General features: G+C 57.5%; 13 protein-coding genes. 3 read left to right on the plus strand and 10 right to left on the minus strand.

What is annotated here, in order from left to right; translation table 11 throughout:
• Positions 1-27: 27 nt before the first annotated feature.
• From ACYASS_RS18220 to ACYASS_RS18255, 8 genes are all read right to left on the minus strand, one after another.
• Complete coding sequence (locus tag ACYASS_RS18220) at positions 28-1,929, minus strand: N-acetylneuraminate synthase family protein (RefSeq protein WP_463587131.1); 1,902 nt, start codon at positions 1,927-1,929, stop codon at positions 28-30.
• Entirely contained in the window at positions 1,926-3,296 is a 1,371-nt protein-coding gene (locus ACYASS_RS18225) for a GHMP family kinase ATP-binding protein (protein ID WP_463587132.1), read from the minus strand. The genes ACYASS_RS18220 and ACYASS_RS18225 overlap by 4 nt, the downstream gene beginning before the upstream one ends.
• Positions 3,293-3,985: a sugar phosphate nucleotidyltransferase gene (locus tag ACYASS_RS18230; RefSeq protein ID WP_463587133.1), complete on the minus strand. Its 693-nt coding sequence runs from the start codon at positions 3,983-3,985 to the stop codon at positions 3,293-3,295. Before ACYASS_RS18230 ends, ACYASS_RS18225 begins: the two co-directional genes overlap by 4 nt.
• Positions 3,985-5,307 carry a lipopolysaccharide biosynthesis protein RfbH gene (gene rfbH, locus ACYASS_RS18235; protein ID WP_243246724.1) on the minus strand — a complete coding sequence of 441 codons (1,323 nt, stop codon included), beginning with the start codon at positions 5,305-5,307 and terminating at the stop codon, positions 3,985-3,987. Before rfbH ends, ACYASS_RS18230 begins: the two co-directional genes overlap by 1 nt.
• Positions 5,300-6,373: a CDP-glucose 4,6-dehydratase gene (gene rfbG / locus ACYASS_RS18240; RefSeq protein ID WP_463587134.1), complete on the minus strand. Its 1,074-nt coding sequence runs from the start codon at positions 6,371-6,373 to the stop codon at positions 5,300-5,302. Before rfbG ends, rfbH begins: the two co-directional genes overlap by 8 nt.
• Positions 6,355-7,125, minus strand: coding sequence for a glucose-1-phosphate cytidylyltransferase (gene rfbF / locus ACYASS_RS18245; protein WP_463587135.1), 771 nt, complete (start codon positions 7,123-7,125; stop codon positions 6,355-6,357). The genes rfbG and rfbF overlap by 19 nt, the downstream gene beginning before the upstream one ends.
• Before the next feature lie 309 nt (positions 7,126-7,434).
• Positions 7,435-8,127, minus strand: coding sequence for a sensor histidine kinase (locus ACYASS_RS18250; RefSeq protein ID WP_243246719.1), 693 nt, complete (start codon positions 8,125-8,127; stop codon positions 7,435-7,437).
• The gene (locus tag ACYASS_RS18255; RefSeq protein ID WP_463587136.1) at positions 8,124-9,728 is read right to left on the minus strand and encodes a response regulator; all 1,605 of its coding nucleotides are present in this window, start codon (positions 9,726-9,728) and stop codon (positions 8,124-8,126) included. The genes ACYASS_RS18250 and ACYASS_RS18255 overlap by 4 nt, the downstream gene beginning before the upstream one ends.
• Before the next feature lie 732 nt (positions 9,729-10,460).
• Between ACYASS_RS18255 and ACYASS_RS18260 the strand changes: the two genes are divergently transcribed.
• Positions 10,461-12,863: a TonB-dependent siderophore receptor gene (locus ACYASS_RS18260; RefSeq protein WP_463587137.1), complete on the plus strand. Its 2,403-nt coding sequence runs from the start codon at positions 10,461-10,463 to the stop codon at positions 12,861-12,863.
• Between the two features lie 186 nt (positions 12,864-13,049).
• Here ACYASS_RS18260 and ACYASS_RS18265 read toward each other — a convergent pair whose 3' ends face one another.
• A complete protein-coding gene (locus ACYASS_RS18265; protein WP_463587138.1) occupies positions 13,050-13,496 on the minus strand; it encodes a GNAT family N-acetyltransferase in 447 nt (148 codons plus the stop codon).
• 198 nt (positions 13,497-13,694) lie between these two features.
• Between ACYASS_RS18265 and ACYASS_RS18270 the strand changes: the two genes are divergently transcribed.
• Together ACYASS_RS18270 and ACYASS_RS18275 are read left to right on the plus strand one after the other, a co-directional pair.
• On the plus strand, positions 13,695-14,045 hold the full coding sequence (locus ACYASS_RS18270; RefSeq protein WP_463587139.1) for a hypothetical protein: 351 nt from the start codon (positions 13,695-13,697) through the stop codon (positions 14,043-14,045).
• A gap of 129 nt (positions 14,046-14,174) precedes the next feature.
• Positions 14,175-14,825, plus strand: a complete 651-nt coding sequence (locus ACYASS_RS18275) for a hypothetical protein (RefSeq protein ID WP_463587140.1) — start codon at positions 14,175-14,177, stop codon at positions 14,823-14,825.
• 130 nt (positions 14,826-14,955) lie between these two features.
• On the opposite strand, the gene ACYASS_RS18280 is transcribed toward ACYASS_RS18275, so the two are convergent.
• Positions 14,956-15,849, minus strand: a complete 894-nt coding sequence (locus tag ACYASS_RS18280; RefSeq protein WP_463587141.1) for a LysR family transcriptional regulator — start codon at positions 15,847-15,849, stop codon at positions 14,956-14,958.
• Between the last annotated feature and the right edge of the window lie 64 nt (positions 15,850-15,913).

A 15,913-nucleotide genomic window follows, 5' to 3' on the forward strand; every position in this document is an offset into this window, starting at 1 on the left:
CTCCATCTCGTTCGCGGAGCACTAGGCTCAATTCAATTTGTTAAGAAATTCGAGTGCCGACCAGAAACCGGCACCATGATCCTTGTGGCCCTGCCAGACCTCAGGGATGAAACTGACAGTCGGGTACTGCTTGAGCTGCGCCCAGGTCGCAGGCCAGTCCACATCGCCGGTACCCATGACCACGCCTTCACCGTTTGCACCTTTGGCATCGGCCACGTGCAGGTGAGCGGAGTACGGCAGGAGCAGTTTCAGTGCGGCCTGGAAGTCCAGTTCGAAGTGGAAGCAGGTCATCTGCAGGTGCGACAGGTCCAGACACAGACGCAGATCAAGACGCTTGGCCTGCTCGGCCAGCTCGTCGGGCATCATGAAAATATTCTGGTGACGCTGACCACCGAAGTGCCACGGGAACGGTGCCATGTTTTGCGGGATCAGTTCGGTACGACCGAAGTTCACCTGAGCGCAGGACTCGCGAAAGCGCTCATACAGTTCGGTGCGCTGGCTGAATGGCAACGGTGCGTCTGCAGAGAAGCCGCCAATGTTGGCAACAATCAGCAGCGAGTCGGCTTTCGGGAAGAACTCGGCCATCTGCAAGGTCGCGTCAACGACACGTTGCAGATTGACGATGGAGCGCTGGCGGTACTCCAGGTCATCGGACACCAGATCCAGCAGCTCGCTGTTTTCAAACAGCTCCGGGGCGTGGACCACCAGACGAGAGCACTCGACAGTGCTGAGGAACGGCTGAGGCGCAACGCTCAAGTCGCGGTATGACAAGTGAAACTCGAACAGGTCGGGTTTGATCCACTCGTTGTATTGCTGGAAGTCGTGGTAACGCACCGGCACGCCCCAGAGGATTGGCATGTCGTATTCGCGGCGTACTTCCTCTTGCTCGGTCAGGTCGCTGTCGAACAGGAAATCGCCCTGCTCGATCTTGCGGCCCGCAGGCTTGCCCAGCAGATCGCTCAGGCGGTAAGGCGCCAGGCCCTGACCAGGGCTGGCGACGCGCAGCATGTTTTGCTCGAACACTTCACCCTTTTCGATCGCCCGGGCGGCAATCACGCTCTTGCCCAGGTTCTCGCGGTTCAGCAGTTCGCCCTGGCTGGCGTGACGGCCGGGACCGGTCCATGGCAATGCCTTCTGGACCTGACGAATGCCTTCGACCAGTTGGCGGAACTCCAGTGGCTCAAGGCTGGCCAGATGGTCCGGCCCTTCCATGCCACGGTCCAGCGTAATGTGACGCTCGACCAGCTTGGCACCCAAGGCCACGGCTGCGAGGGTAATCGCCGTGCCGCGCTCGTGCCCCGAATAACCGATCAGGCCGTGCAGTTCTTTCAGACGGGCAATGTAGCCCAGTTGAATATCGCTCTCGGGTGCCGGATAGGTGCTGTTGCAATGCAGCAGTGCGAACGGCACACCCAGGCCTTTGAGCTGTTCGATGGTCCGAACGATTTCATGCTCATGGGACATGCCCGTCGAAAGAATCAACGGCTTGCCCAGGGAAGCGGCCTTGGCAATCAAGTACGGATTGCACAGGTCAGCCGAGGCAATTTTGAACGCGGGCACATCGAAGCCAGCCAGCACATCCACGCTCGGCTCATCCCATGGCGTGCAAATGTAGCTGATGCCTTTGAGCTTGCAGTACTCGCGAATCTGCCGGTGCTCATCGACAGTCAGTTCGACCTTGTCGAGCAAGTCCTGAATGTACTCGACGCCCAGGTCTTCGGCGCGCGAGCCATCGGCCTTGGTGCGATACAGCGCGTCGCGGTTGCGCAGTTGAAACTTCACGCAATCGGCGCCGGATTCGATAGACGCATCCACCAGCTGCTTGGCCAGTTCCACCGAACCGTTGTGGTTGTTACCCACTTCAGCGATGACGTAGACATGATCGCCGCCGATGACAGTGCCATCGATGGAAAAAACTTGCTCATTCATTGGATTTTGGTCCGCCAAGAGGTGACACCGTTGGATTCGAAACGGAAATCGGTGATACGGCAGCCCAGCTCCCGGACCTTGTCGGTCACGGCACGTCGATGCTGAGGCTGCACGAAAAACAGGAAGAACCCGCCGCCACCGGCACCCAGCAGCTTACCGCCGAGGGCACCTGCGGCCAGGGCCGAATCATAGATCTGGTCCAGCACGCCATCGCTGACGGCATTGGAAAATTGTCTTTTGAGCATCCACCCCTGATGCAGGCAACGTCCGAAATCATGCAGCTCGCCGCGTATCAGGTGGTGATGCATATGCCGACACAGCTCAACACTTTCAGTGATCAGCGGCGCCTTGGAATCCTTGCTGGACATCTCTTCGCGCTGGCGCTCGTGGAGCTTGCCCGAGTCATGGGAAATCTGCGTATCGCAGAGCACCAGGCACTCCTCCAGCTCATTCCAGATCGACTCGGTCAGGCGAATCGGATGGACCAGATTACGACCCTCTTTGAACTCGATCAGGTTGAAGCCGCCAAAGGCCGAGGCGTACTGGTCTTGCCAGCCACCCGCAATACCAAAGCACAGGCGCTCGGCCTGAAACGCCAGTTCGGCTACCTCATAGGTGCTCCAGCGGTCACGGCGCAATTCGTTGAACGCTGCGATAACCGCAGTCGCCACCGCCGAAGAGCCGCCCAGACCGGAGCCCACCGGGAAGTCGGAGCGGATATAAAGGTCCAGGCCGTAGTTAGGCTGGATAACAGAGACGATGGTCGCCAACAGCCCTTTGCCCGCATGGCGCGCGAGATCGTAGATGGACTCGTAACGCTCGTGAGTGCCCAGGTCCTCAGAGAAGATCTGGATCACATCGTCGGTGCGCGGGATCAATGTCGCGTGGGAATACAAACCCAACGTGCAGCTGAGTACGGCAGCAGGGTTATCAACGAAGTAATACGTCAGGTCTGAGCCGCCACCGCTGAAACTCATCCGTACCGGCGCACGGGCGCGGGCCAGAACCGGGACTTCGGAATTGGCAGCCAGCAACGCAGGCGTCACCACATCCACCAGACAACCCGCCGCATCCACAACCGGAATAGCGTTGAAGCTGAGGTCGAAAATCTTCAGCAGTTCTTCGCGAGAAGCACCGACCTGCACCGAACGGTAATGAGTATTCATGCAGGACGTGACCGGTACATCAGTGTCCGCACCTTCCTGCAACAGGTAGCGGCGCAGGTCACCGTTGGTGATCACGCCTACCAGGCATTCCTGATCATCGACCACGAACACGATCTGCAAGTCACCGGACTCGATGCATTCAACCGCGTCAAGAATGGTTTGATCGACATACACCGTTTGTTTCTTTACCAGTCGATTCATTTATCAGCCCCTTGAAGCCCTGACTTGAAGGCATTCAGCGAGTCTGGCGTTCCGATATCGATGAAAGGCCCTGAATACTCGCAAGCGAACAACTGCCGACGCTCAATCAAACGCGGCAAAATCTCTTTTTCCATGGAGCACGGCTGGACGGCAAACTCGCCCAACGAGTTTTCGGCAAAGGCATACACACCCGCATTCACGCGACCCGGGCCTGATGCGCCCTTCTCGTTAAGCGCCAGCAGTTCAAGGTCTTGCGAACATTCGAGGCTGCCGTAGCGCGAGCGATCCTCGACCAGCACGGCAACAATTGCATCGTTGCTCGCCGCGAACGCCAGCCGATACGCCTGCTGATCCAGCCAGGTGTCAGCATTGAGCACCAGAAAACGCCCCCCCGGTGGTACTTCCTGCAAGGCGTGCAAAACAGCACCGCCAGTTCCCATCGGCTCGGTCTCGACCACCAGTTGCAGATTCAGGCCCGACTCAGCCGCCAGGCCCGGCAACAATTCAGCCAATTGGTCAGCCCGGTAATGAGCGCACAGCACCGCATCCTCAACGCCCGCCTGCTTGAGCTGCGCCAGGACCAGTGCGAGAAACGGGCGACCATGCACGTCGACCACCGCCTTTTGCCCACCCTGAAGTACGGCACTCAAACGAGTCCCGAAGCCACCGCAAAGGATGTAGGCGCGCATTACTTACGCAACCCGAAGAAGGTTTCCATGCTACGCACGGCGTGTTCCAGATGCTCTTCGCCCAGGCCCGGCCAGACGCCGATCCAGAAGGTGTCGTTCATGATTTTGTCGGTAACGGTGAGGTCGCCGGACACGCGATAGTTGCGGTTGAGCATGTATGGCTGACGGATCAAATTACCGGCGAATAACAAACGCGTACCCACCGCCTGGCTGTCCAGATAGCGCACCAGATCCAGACGCTTGAAGCCACAGCCGTCGCGCAGGGTCAGCGGGAAGCCGAACCAGGACGGATCACTGTTAGGCGTTGCCTCAGGCAGGATCAAAAAGTCGGCACACGTGGCCAGACGCTCCGTCAGCCAGTTGAAGTTGCGCTTGCGGGCCGCGATAAAATCATCCAGACGATCCAGCTGTGCCAGCGCGCAGGCCGCCTGCATGTCAGTGATTTTCAGGTTATAGCCCAGGTGCGAATAGGTGTACTTGTGGTCGTAACCTTCAGGCAAGGTGCCCAGCGTCTGACAGAAACGCTGTTTGCAGGTGTTGTCCTGACCCGGCTCGCAATAGCAATCACGTCCCCAGTCCCGAAACGATTCCATAATGCGTTTGAGCAACGGGTTATTGGTAAATACCGCACCGCCCTCGCCCATGGTGATGTGGTGCGCCGGGTAAAAACTCAATGTGCCGATATCACCAAAGGTACCGACCATTTTGCCGTCATAGGTCGCGCCCAGAGCGTCGCAGCAGTCTTCGATCAGCCACAGTTTGTATTTGTCACACAGGGCACGAATCACGCCAAGGTCATAAGGGTTGCCCAAGGTGTGAGCGAGCATGATCGCCTTGGTTTTCGGGCCGATAGCGGCTTCAACCTTGGCAGGGTCAATGTTGTAAGTCACCAGATCGACATCGACGAAAACCGGCACTGCGCCAAACTGCAGGATCGGGTTGACGGTCGTCGGGAAGCCCGCGGCCACACCAATAACTTCATCACCGGGCTTGATCGCACGATCACCCAGACGCGGGGAGGTCAAGGCGGAAAACGCGACCAGATTGGCTGATGAGCCAGAGTTGGTGGTCAACACCGCACGACGGCCCAGGTACTTGGCGAGACGACGCTCGAAGGCGTCGTTGAAACGCCCGGTCGTCAACCAGCCATCCAGTACGGCCTCGGTCATGGATTGCAGTTCGCCAGCGCCGATTACCTTGCCCGACGGCGGTACAACGCTCTGGCCTGCCACGAACGGTTTCGGCGCATATTGCAGCTCTGCATAACGACCAACCAGCTCGACAATTTGTTGGCGCAGCTGCTCCGGGGTGTTCTCACTCATGGATATCGCCTTGGTAATCCGCGATCTGCGCGCGGGTAAAGGTGTGCATATCACGCCCCTGCTGCCAGGCCAGATGCCAGCTCAGGGTACGTTCAAGCGTGGTTTCAAATGACCAGCGCGGCGCCCAGCCCAACAGGTGTCGAGCCTTGCTGGAGTCCAGCGCCAACAAGCCAGCCTCATGAGGCTGAACCTGAGCATCCACGGACCAGCGCACCGGCTGCGGCCACATCTGGGCCAGCGTACGAACCAGCTTTTCCACCGTGGCGACATTGCCGCTCTCGGGGCCGAAGTTCCAGGCACCGGCATGTTTCTCGCCATCCTCGACCAATGCCTGCGCCAGCAGCAGATAGCCCATCAGGGGCTCCAGTGCGTGCTGCCAGGGACGGGTTGCCTGAGGGTAGCGAAGGGTCACTTCTTCATTGTTTTGCCAGGCGCGGAAGATGTCCGGCACCAGGCGCTCCGGCGACCAGTCACCGCCACCGATAACGTTGCCCGCACGCGCCGTTGCCAAGGCAACGCCGGATTCCTGCAGGAAGGAATTACGGTACGACGAACACAACAGCTCAACACATGCCTTGCTGTTGCTGTACGGGTCAAAACCGCCCAAGGTGTCCTGCTCTCGGTAAGGCCAGAGCCACTCACGGTTCTCGTAGCACTTGTCGGTGGTGACCACCACCACTGCGCGAACGCTCGAACACTGACGCACCGCTTCCAGCACGTTGACGGTGCCCATCACATTGGTCGCATAGGTTTCAGCCGGGGTGCGATAAGACTCGCGTACCAGTGGCTGCGCTGCCAGATGCAGCACCACTTCGGGTTCGAACGCGCGCAGAGACCGGGCGACCGCCTGGGCATCACGAATATCGCCCAGATCGCTGGCCACCGCGCCTTCCACGCCCGCCACTTGCCACAATGCAGGCGTCGTGGCGGCAGGCAGCGCAAAGCCTTGGACTTCAGCACCCAACTGGCGCAACCACAGCGCCAGCCAGCCACCCTTGAAACCGGTGTGGCCAGTCAGCAGCACTTTTTTGCCTGCCCAGAATCCGTTCAACGCCAGAGTTTCCATTCCGCATTTCCGCTGGCCCAGCGCTCTTCGAGCATGACGCGATCACGCAGGGTGTCCATCGACTGCCAGAAACCAAGGTGCGTGAAGCTCATCAGTTCACCTCGGGCTGCCAGATTGCGCATCGGCTCGAACTCCCAGGTAACGTTGTCGTCAGCGATGCTATCAATCACCGATGGCTCAAGCACAAAGAAGCCGCCGTTGATCCAGCCGCCGTCTCCCTGAGGTTTTTCCTGAAAGCCTTTGACGCAGTCACCTTCAATATCCAGCGCGCCATAACGCCCCGGTGGCTGTACTGAGGTGACGGTGGCCTGTTTGCCGTGCTGGCGGTGAAATTCGATCAATTCAGGAATATTGACGTCCGAAACGCCGTCACCGTAGGTGAAGCAAAAAGTCTCGTCACCCAGGTACTCACGCACCCGGCGCAAGCGTCCGCCCGTGGCACTGGCTTCACCGGTATCGACCAGCGTGACGCGCCAGGGCTCGGCATGCCGCTGATGAATGTGCATGCTGTTTTCAGCCATGTCGAAGGTCACATCAGACATGTGCAGGAAGTAGTTGGCAAAGTACTCCTTGATGACATAGCCCTTGTAACCCAGGCAAATCACGAAGTCGTTGATGCCGTAATGCGAGTAGATTTTCATGATGTGCCAGATGATTGGCTTACCACCAATCTCAATCATCGGCTTGGGCTTGAGGTGTGATTCCTCACTGATCCGAGTCCCCAACCCTCCCGCCAGAATTACTGCCTTCATGCGCTTCTCTCAGAAAGTCCGAACTGCCAATACACCCTCGAACGGCTGCATACAGAACGCCAATAACTCGGCGGTTCAGGAATGTCAGCGCTGTTACAAAGGGTAAAAGCAATATCCATACCATCACGAAAAGCCTTTAGATTCGGTACCTTCCAGCCGCTGTCGGAAAACCGGCAGCGCAAAAAAAACTTATTAAGGTCAGTTGTTTAGCGGTGATCAAAGTACCGTTTGCCCCAAGAGAAAAATCGCGCCCCAAAAAAAAGGAAGAGCGCCTGCTCTTCCTTTTTTTCACCGCATCATGACGCACACTCAAGGCAGAAACAGACTGAACACGCCTCCGCCCAATGGGCCACCATTGGCCAGCTCGATTCGCCCATGCACACCGTTACGCTGATGGCGTTCGGCTATCCGTGCGGCAAAATAAAGGCCCAGCCCCGTGCTGCCACTGACCTGGTTGATGCCCAGCGCATAGTCGGCCTGCTTCTCGATCATGCTGGCCGGGTAGCCTGAGCCATCGTCATTGATGACGATGCACAGTTGCCCTTCTTCCTCGCTGACCGTAATGGCAATGGTTTTACGCGCATAACGAATCGCGTTGACGGTGATATTGCCCACCACCGTGCCGATCAGTTCACGATCAAAGAAACCCAGCGGGATGAGCGCATCCACTTCACAGGTGGCGACGATGCCACGACTGTTCAGCACTTCCTGATGATGAGCCAGCTGGCCTTCGATGAAGTCGTCCATTTCATGATAATCAGGACGCAGCGGCAACTGATTGACGTCCAGCTTATAGAGACCCAGCAGTTGTACGAGCATGCCGTTCAGCCTGGCAAACTCATACTCGATAACACCATGCTCGGGTGTATCGCGCTGCGCATCGGTCAACTGTTCGAGCCACCGGTTGTGAGACTGGCTCAGTGTCGACAGGGAGTTCTTCATGTCATGTACAGTGGAGGCAATGACCATGGAGAAATCCATACTCGCTTCGTTTTCGCTCATGCTCCAAACGCCTTGCTCTGCAGTTTTTGATAGCGCTCGAAACGCGGATCACTCTCGGGCATCTTGCCGACCATTTTCAGGCAACCGCGACACTCCTCCAGCTTCGCCGCGCTGGGAGACGAAGCCATGGAGTGGAGCAATGCCTGCGCCAGGTTCAAGGCGATACTGATGTTCTGGGCCTGCAGCGCCAATGCTCGACGGAACAGATCCTGCGCCTCGTCCAGATTGCCAGCCTTGTAAGTTCGAACGCCCTGAATATTGAGTTCGATGGCAGCCTTGTTGGCACCAAGAATCGCCGGATCATCCGTTTGTTTGGCGATGTTTTTCATCACCAGAGGATCATCACCATAGATCTCGGCGCAACTCTTCAGCACGCTGGCACCCGCCTCGGCCTGACCGAGATTCTGCAACTGTGAGGCGACAGCCAGTGCCGCGTCAGCACTGAGGAACTGCTCCATATCCTGCAACCGGCCGACGGCGTCAGCGGTCAGCTTGGCCGCCATCTCCGGATCGGAATGCTTCACGCTTGCGGCCTTCATCAGCCTCGTGCGGACCTGAAGCCCCTGGTCAGTACCGTTTTCCTTGGCGACCTCACTGAGCGTCTGGTTGATCTCCACACGTGCGCGCGCATCAAGCCCCTGATCGCCGCCACGGGAAATCAATGCCTGAGCAAAACCAAGGTTGGTTTCAGGGTTTTTGAAGCGCGAAAACTGGCCCTGATTGACCGCCTGACGATAGGCCTTGGAAGCGCCCTCGAAGTCATTGTTGTCCAGCGCGAGCTTGCCGAGCAGCGTCTGTCGACGCACCGCCAGCGGCGAAATCTTCACGGCGTCTTCCAGCACCTTTTGCGCACGGACTACATCGCCACGCGCAACCAGCGCTTCCGCCAGGCCGTCGTAAAGGATCGGCATGCCGGGAAAAGCCTTCACAGCAGCATCGAAGACCGCCTGCGCATCAGCGTGCTTGTTGCGCTTGAGCATCAAATTGCCGAGTGCGGCATACGCCCAAGGCGCAGGGCGATCGGCAAGAATGGATTTGAGCAACGCTTCAAGGGGTTCATATTGTTTAAGGTCACGCAGCGCATCGGCCTTGTAACGCAAGCACAACGGTGCGTAACGCGGGTCCTGCTTGGTCAGCGCGACACAGGCGGCCAGCACTTCAGCAGGCTTGCCGCGGTCCAGCGCTTGCAGGATTGGCTTGAGCAAGCCTTTACGCTGTACCAGCTTTTCAAGACGCTGGGCGAGACCTGCGCGGTTGAACGGTTTGGTCAGATAGGCATCCGGTTCCCATTCCAGGGCGCTCATCACCATCGCCTGGCTGTTCTCGGCCGTGACCATGACAAACACGCTTTCGTGGCTCAGCAAGCGGTCGACCATCAGGTCTTCAAGTACGTGCTGGCCGTTTTTCTTGCCGTCACCGAGGTTGAAGTCATGCAGAACAAAATCGTAGCGCTTCTGCGAACACATCTTCAGCGCCTGTTCTCCGGTGTCGGCGGTGTCCACATCCCTCACCCCCAACTCGCGCAACATAGAGCGCACCGAGCTGCGGAAGTCGGAGAAGTCATCGACAATCAGAAAACTCTTTTGGTTGTACGCCAGCATCAGGGGTCCTGTCAGGGAAGAAAGAAGATGAGCCCAAAGGCAAACATATAGACGGGTCCAGCTTCGCTGCCCATTTTTTTTTGGCGCGCAAAAACCAGTTAATAGCACTACGCCATTAAGCAAATTCTACACCAAAGCCCTGCTCCATGGCTCTGATCGGCGGGTTGAGAGCCAACCCGTCCTCTACGTTTCAACATCGCAGGGGACTCAATGGGCTTCACCGACACAACGTTTATCGGCACCCTGTCAATTTTCTGGAGCCAGAATTATGTCTGGTGACTCTGTTTCGCCAAGCATCATGCCGAGATCTTGGTGGGAGCCGAGCTTGCTCGCGATAAACGATAACGCGGCAAGAATATGTGCTGCGTATCGTGCATCGTTGGAATGCAGCCCAGACCAGGCCTCGTACAGAAAAAAACGCTTTTCATCTTCGGGGCCTACCGGAGTGGAGCATCACTTCATTCGGGAATGACTGATTGCCAGCCGCTGAAATATGTATTGTCTAAACCGGCCCCTTCGCGAATGAATTCGCTCCCACAGAAATTGTGTTTGCAGACCAAAATAGAATCCCTCAAGGGAATCTGCGCCCACCGAAAGGTGCAATGGCGTTATTTCTGCAGCCGCGCTGGCCTTCACTATTACCTTCGATAAAAAAATTGCGTAAACCCTGTCCCTTTTTTTCATCTCACTGGTCATCCCGGGTAAGTGAACAAAATACGAGAGCTTACTTCCATGCCCCCAGCGTCGCCTTATCGTTTGCGCCCCTTGCTGCATTTCAGCCTGCTGCTGACATTGAGCTCCAGTCCGCTCTTCGCCTCATCCAGCTGGGCGCAAGACGAAGATCGTCGCACTTACGAGGTACCCGCCAGCAGCCTGGGTGCTGCACTGACCCGCTTTGCAGGTCTGGCTGGCGTTAACCTGTCGGTCGATCCCGCCCTCGTAAGCGGTCGCACCAGCGCCGGTTTATCGGGCGACTATGCGGTAGAGGAAGGTTTCTCACGCTTGCTGCAAGGGTCCGGCCTGCAACTGGTGTCAGTGGCGGATCATGCCTATACCTTGATCCCGGCTCCGGAGGGCAGCAGCCTGCAACTGGCGCCCACCTCGATTCTGGGTGCAGCAGGTTCTACAGATGGTCAGGCTTATGCCGGAGGCCAGGTTGCCCGCAAAGGCTCGCAAGGACTGCTCGGCTCGCGGGACTTCATGGACACGCCATTCAGCATGACCACCTACACCAGCCAGACGGTGAAGGATCAGCAGGCCAGAACCCTGGGCGATCTGATTGCCAGCGACCCATCGGTGCGCGCAACCAACCCGGCGGGCGGTCGGTACGAACAATTCACCATCCGTGGATTGAGCCTGTTCAACAGCGATGTTTCTTACAACGGTCTTTACGGCATCTTGCCGACCTACACCATCGACATGGAAATGGCCGACCGGGTCGACATCCTCAAAGGCCCGAGCCAGTTGATCAATGGCATCTCACCGCGAGGCGCCGTCGGTGGCGGCATCAACGTAGTGCCCAAGCGCGCCACCGACAAACCCATCACCGAAGTCACCGGCAGCTACGCCTCAAATAATCAGCTAGGCACCGCAATCGACGTCGGTCGCAGATTCGGTGACGAAGGCAAATTCGGCGTCCGTTTCAATGGCGTAAAACAGTCAGGCGACACCGAATGGGATCACCAGAGCGTTGACCGTGAAATGGCCGTACTGGGCCTGGATTTTCGTGGCGAACGCCTGCGGCTTTCGACAGATATCGGGCACACCGAACGCGACACCGATGCGCCGCAGGAGCGCGTCCAGATCGGCGCAAATGCCAATGTGCCGAGTGCCAATGATGTGCGTCGCAACTATGCGCAGGCCTGGAGCAAAGCGCGGACCAAAGATACCTTTGGCGCAGTAAATGCCGAGTATGACGTCAACGATTCGGTCATGGTGTATGGCGGCGTAGGCGCTCGTAAAAGTAATCACGACTTCCTTCGCCACGCGGTTTCAATCACCAACAACGCAGGGGATTTCAGCGTTCAGCCTCGCGACTTTACCCGTGACGAAAATGTCCGCACGGCCACTGCTGGCGTGCGTAACTGGTTCCAGACCGGCCCCGTGAGCCATGAGGTCAATCTGGCTGCCAGCTACTTCTACATGGATTTCGAAAATGGCGGCGCTCGCTATGCGGCGTCCCCTAGCAATTTGTTCAATCCAGTAGCGACACCCACTCCCGGCAACCCCACCCGCCTGGATGACAAGGTCTACACAGAAAACCGCTACAGCGGCCTGGCGTTGTCCGACACACTCGGCTTCTTCGATGACCGCTTGCTGTTAACCCTTGGCGCCCGCTGGCAGCGTGTTCAGGTCGATGACTGGACCAATAACGTCAAAGGTGACACGGCCTACGACGAGGAAAAAATCTCACCCTCGGGCGGCATCCTGTACAAAGTGACCGATCAACTGTCGGTGTACGCCAACTACATGGAAGGCCTGAGCCAGGGCAAAATCGCACCGTCCACGTCCCTGAACGAAGACGAGATCTTCCCGCCCTTCATCAGCCGTCAGGTTGAGGTCGGCGCCAAGTACGACCTGGGCACCTTCGCCTTCACCGCCAGCGCGTTCAGAATCAAGCAACCTGCTTATGAGACCAACGCTACTACGCGAGTCTTTGGTCCAAACGGCAAGCGGGAGAACAAGGGCGTTGAGCTGACCATGTTCGGTGAACCCCTCAAAGGCTTTCGCCTGCTGGGTGGCGTGATGTACATCGACAGCGAACTGACCGACACCATCAACGGCGCATTCGACGGTAAACGCGCCCCTGCAACGCCTGAATACAACGTCAACCTGGGCGCCGAATGGGACGTGCCTAATGTTCAGGGCCTGACCCTGACCAGCCGCGGGATCTATTCCAGTTCCCAATACCTGAACCAGGCGAACACCAAGGAGATCGACTCCTGGGAACGGTTTGACGTAGGCGCGCGCTATGCCTTCAAGGTCGACGACAAGGCCGTGACGCTACGCGCCAACATCGAAAACGTCATGGACAAACGCTTCTGGAGCTCAGCAGGTGCATCGGACGACAGCGAACCGGGCTTGACGATGTCTACGCCGAGGACCTACTTGGTTTCGGCGACGATCGGGTTTTAAGCGATTGGTGTTATGGGGTGCCCAGGGATGGGCACCGAGTAGCGGCCGAGCTCGGGCTTTTAGCCAGGAGGGCAGACATCTTGGTGCCTGCGCCAACGCTCACCTTTATTACATCCCGAAGTGCAATAAGCCAACTCTAGGCCCAACGTCGGCAGTGGACGCTTTCCGGAAGCAACAGCGCTGGCGTTATCGCGCCCACCGCTCGTATCTGAGGTCGCCGTTAGCGTCAGTACCCGCGGGGACGAAACCAGCTTGCTCGTACATCAACCTCGCGGGATTGTCGTGCCGGACACTTAACGTCAGATGAGCGACCCCCTGCCTCTCTGCACCCTGAATATATGCATCAATTAACTTGAGACCAATACCGCTTCGTCTATACGACTCACTGACGTGGATCGTGCATAGTTGTGCGCAACCTTGCTCAGGTGACCACAGAGAGTAACCAGCGAACGCTTCCCCCATGATCGCTACCGTGAACAGCTCAAAGTTTTCTACCCAGCGGCTCAAGTGGCGTTCAAACTGAGCGCGCCATGCCGCTTCGTGATCAGGTTCCCAACATCGAATGTAATCCTCCTCGCCCTTATAAATCGACGGAAGATCAGTAACGCGCGCCGGCCTTAATCTTAATGCCATCCTGAGCCTTTATGAGTGACAAGCAAAACGGGGGAAGCATCACATGACTCATAGTCCGACTACCGTCAATATTGCTGTCGGCTATTGAATGCTGCAAACGACGCGATAGGACCTGTGAGCCATGAGCAAAAGAAGCACTGCAGAACGCCGACATTAGCTAACTTGCGGCGATCGATTAACCGATTAGGGAGGCAGAGTTTGGATAAGCTAGCGATAAAGGTTGAACTGGAGACAGTAATTCAGGAGTTCGGGGCTCGCCCCTATGACTTTTTTTCCATCTTGGGCGACTCGGACAATCCAAACCTGAATCTGCGAGAGCAGAACAATGGCTGGGACTTCATTAAGTCTGAGCGCTGGCACAACCTTGATCTATCCAGCTACATACTGTGGAGCATTTCTGACAACGGAGATCTGCTGTGGTGGAATGGCGAGCAGACAATCGCGATGAATCCCAGGGACGCTACTTACCTTTCAGAGCCTGCCAGTCCACGGGGATTCATACGCCGAGCGGGCCTGAATAAAGTCGGAAAGCTATTCCCGGACTTTTGAATTGCCAGTTACCGCTTGAGGTGATCGAGTCATGAGAAGCAATTAAACTGCCGCTCTGGGCGACATCATCACCAGGATCGTAATCCAGTGTCACTTGCGATGCTCACTACAGCTGCTGATAGGGAAAACATGAGCTTCACCGACGAATTAGTAGCCGCCTTCCCTGCCAAGAACCCAGTGCCTCCGGTGTTGCGAAAAACCATGAAGTTCCTGGAAACCCTGGGCTGTGTTCGTCATTACAGGACTGGAGGCCGCTACATGACCTTGCATCCCAAACCTGAATACGACGACTGCGCTATCACCGCCTTTCGCGTTCCAGCCCCCGCCGACACCGCTCGATGGACCGCCTGCGAAGACCCCAGGATAAACGAGAGGTTATCGATATTTCTCAGGACGGGTGGCGATGGATCTTGGGCCGGGTTGTGGCTGGACGACAACGATCAGCAGCGAATCGTCCACCTGGGCTCCGGCTCAGGATCAGACATGCTCTGCATCTTGACCAATGACGCGGAAGACCTGATTCGTTTACTGGCCATCGGTTACAACGAACACTGCTGGCAAGAGGAGTTTACGAAAACCCCGGCCGAGCTACGGGAGCAGCAATACAGAGATGATGACTACCCAGGACCGCCTACAGCGTTGCGAGAATACGTGGAACGCACGCTGAGCCTGAGTATCCCTGCACGCGCATCGGACCTCATCCCAAGCACTACCAGCATGGACGCGCGTGAATCCAGTGACCCTTTCTGGATTTGGCTCAAGCGGGTCAGAAAGGATTGAACGGTTCATACGAGCCCTCGGATGAGCATCTTGCGGTCGTACGTTTTCCACGACTGCCTGTTCACCAGCTAGCGTCTGTAGGCGAAGAAGGAATCAGCTCCCACCCAGAAAGATCCGGTGAGACCGACGTTCACATCCGGTGATGCGCCAGTAAGAAGTCCACGAACAATCGCACCCGCGCTGGCATTGCCGGGCCACCGACGAAAACCGCGTGAATCGGTTCCAGATCGCCGGGATTCCAGGCTTCCAACAGCGGTATCAGATCGCCACGCTGCAGATCATCCCTCACGCTGAACTCACCGATACGCGCGATGCCAGCACCTACTCGCGCGAGTTGCGCCAACGCTTCACCACTGCTGCATTCGATGTTGCCGCTGACTTTCAGGGAAAACTCCCTTCCGTCGCGGAGGAACGGCCAGTTGGGTTCGGCACGCCGAAAGTTGAAGCGCAGGCAGTTGTGCCGTAACAAATCTTCCGGTTCCTGTGGAATGCCATGGCGCTGCAGATATTCGGGCGATGCCACCACTATCTGGCCGGTATCGCCGACTCTTCGCGCAGTCAGCGGGCTGTCAGGCAGATGGCCGAAGCGCACCGCCACGTCGGCCTGCCCGCCGAGAATATCGACCACCTCATCTCCAAGAGTGAGATCGACAACGATATTCGGGTAACGGGCGCTAAATGCTGCCACCAACGGGACGATGGCCTGACGCCCATGGCCAAGAGCGGCGCTGACCCGCAATCGCCCCCTTGGCACGCCCTGATCAGCAATGGCCTCTTCGACCTCGGCCATATCGGCCAGGATACGCCGGGCGCCGCGCAGAAAAGCCTCACCCTCGGCGGTGAAGGTAATCGCCCGAGTGGTGCGCAACAACAGGCGAGTGCCGAGACGTTGTTCGGTACGCGCGATGATCCGGCTGACCGCCGAGGGTGTCAGCCCCAACGCACGTGCGGCGGCCGATAAGCTCCCCTCCTGCGCCACCATGGTGAATACGCCCATCTCACCTGACCTGCCGTGAAAATCCATTTGTGCTTCCTACGCAAAGGTGATTGCCAAAAACACTATCTACCGCGTGAAAACTCAAGATCGT

The organism is Pseudomonas sp. HP_14 (assembly GCF_055283875.1).